A 2,096-nucleotide genomic window follows, 5' to 3' on the forward strand; every position below is an offset into this window, starting at 1 on the left:
TGATGGCGGTGAGCCTGGGCATGCAGCGCGGCCTTTGGGGCCTGCTGGAATCCGCATGGGGGCGCCTGCGCGGCCTTCGGGGCGGCGCGAACGCCACCACCGCCGGCACGGGAGACAAAGCATGACCGCCGCACCCATCCTGCTGGAAGCCATCGGCGTGGAAAAGCGCTATGACAAGTTCGCCGCGGCTCTCGGGCGTGGACTTGAAGGTGCGCGCGAACACCGTGCATTCGGTGATCGGCCCCGACGGCGCGGGCAAGACCACGCTGTTTCACATGCTCACCGGCACCAAGGGCGTGAGCGGCGGGCGCATCGTGTTCGACGGGCACGACGTGACGCGCGAGCCCGACCACCGGCGCGTGCAGCGCGGCATGGCCCGCTCGTTCCAGGTCACCAGCCTGTTCCTGACCCTGCCCGTGCGCGAGAACCTGCGCCTGGCCGCGCAGGGCACCGCGCCCGCGCAGGCCCTGAACTGCTGGAGCGCGCCCGTGGGCCCTCGCTCCCGCGCCGACGTGGTGGCCAGCGTGCTGGCACGCCTCGGCCTGGAGCGCCATGCGGACACGCCGGTCGGCAACCTCTCGCACGGCCAGCAGCGGCGGCTGGAGGTGGGCATGGCGCTGGCGGCGGGGCCGAAGGCGATCTTTCTGGACGAACCCACCTCGGGCATGGGCATCGACGACCTGGACGAGATGAAGCGCCTGATCCAGGGCCTCAAGGACGAGCACACCGTGGTGCTCATCGAGCACAACATGAACATCGTCATGGACATCTCCGACACCGTCACCGTGATGCAGCAGGGCCGCGTGCTGGCGGAGGGGCACCCGCACGCCATCCGCAGCGACGAGCGGGTGCGCAGCGCCTATCTGGGCAACATGATCACCGGAGGCAAGGCATGACGATCCTGCAGATCGAAGGGCTGCACGCCCACTACGGCAAGAGCCATGTGCTGCAGGGCGTGGACCTGCACGTGAACGATGGCGAACTGGTCACGCTGCTCGGGCGCAACGGCGCGGGCAAGACCACCACGCTCAAGGCCATCTGCGGCGTGGTGCCGCCCAGCCAGGGGCGCGTGCGCTGCATGGGCGACGACGTGCAGGGCCTGCCCGCGCACCGCATCGCCCAGCGGGGCGTGTGCCTGGTGCCGGAGCACCGGGGCATCTTCCGGCTGCTCACGGTGGAAGAGAACCTGCTGCTGGGCCTGCGCAAGCAGTCGCCCTGGCAACTGGCCGACATCTACCGCATCTTTCCACGCCTCAAGGAGCGGCGCCGCAACGGCGGCGGGCAGCTGTCGGGCGGCGAGCAGCAGATGCTGGCCATTGGCCGCGCGCTGATGAACGCGCCGCGCCTGCTCATGCTCGACGAGCCCGTGGAGGGCCTGGCCCCTGTGATCGTCGAGGAGATCGTGGCCCAGCTCCAAGCCATCAAGGCCGCCGGCGTGGCCATCCTGCTGGTGGAGCAGAACCTGGAGGTCTGCACCCAGCTGGCCGACCGCCACTACATCATCGAGCAGGGCGCCATCGTGCACGAGGCCGGCAACGCCGCGTTCCTGGCCGACGAGGCCACCAAGGACCGCTACCTGGGCGTGGGCCTGGCCTGAGCCCCCTTGTTCGAAACCGGCTTTCTGCTTCTGCTTTCTCTTTCAGGATCACCACCGTGGACATGAAGACCCTCTCCCCTGCCCTGCAACCCCGCGTGAACGGCGCGCGCCTGTGGCAATCGCTGATGGACCTGGCCCGCATCGGCGCCACGCCCAAGGGCGGCGTGTGCCGGCTGGCGCTCACCGCGCTGGACGGCGAAGGCCGCGACCTCTTCGTGCGCTGGGCGCGCGAGGCCGGCTGCAGCGTGCGCATCGACGCCATCGGCAATCTGTTCGCGCGCCGCGCGGGCCGCAACGATGCCCTGCCCCCGGTGATGACCGGCAGCCACATCGACACGCAGCCCACGGGGGGCAAGTTCGATGGCAACTACGGCGTGCTGGCCGGCCTGGAGGTGGTGCGCAGCCTGAACGATGCGGGCATCGCCACCGAGGCGCCGATCGAGGTGGCGGTGTGGACCAATGAGGAAGGCTCGCGCTTCGTGCCCGTGATGATGGGCTC

2 protein-coding genes and 1 pseudogene are annotated in these 2,096 nt (G+C 69.9%); all 3 read left to right on the plus strand.

Annotation, left to right across the window (positions count from 1 at the left end; genetic code table 11):
- Positions 1-121 precede the first annotated feature (121 nt).
- Positions 122-896, plus strand: a pseudogene (locus AC27KI_RS23425) (ABC transporter ATP-binding protein).
- The gene (locus AC27KI_RS23430) at positions 893-1,597 is read left to right on the plus strand and encodes an ABC transporter ATP-binding protein (RefSeq protein ID WP_317359827.1); all 705 of its coding nucleotides are present in this window, start codon (positions 893-895) and stop codon (positions 1,595-1,597) included. Before AC27KI_RS23425 ends, AC27KI_RS23430 begins: the two are co-directional and overlap by 4 nt.
- A gap of 62 nt (positions 1,598-1,659) precedes the next feature.
- Positions 1,660-2,096, plus strand: a 437-nt coding sequence (locus AC27KI_RS23435; protein ID WP_487116117.1) for a M20/M25/M40 family metallo-hydrolase, incomplete at its 3' end; no start/stop codon positions are given.

The sequence above is a fragment of the Acidovorax sp. KPB24-03 genome (assembly GCF_057546605.1).

What these genes read in the sequence shown, in the direction of transcription:
- AC27KI_RS23430 (WP_317359827.1), top strand. Translation starts at nt 893, where the DNA reads ATGACGATCCTGCAGATCGAAGGGCTGCACGCCCACTACGGCAAGAGC.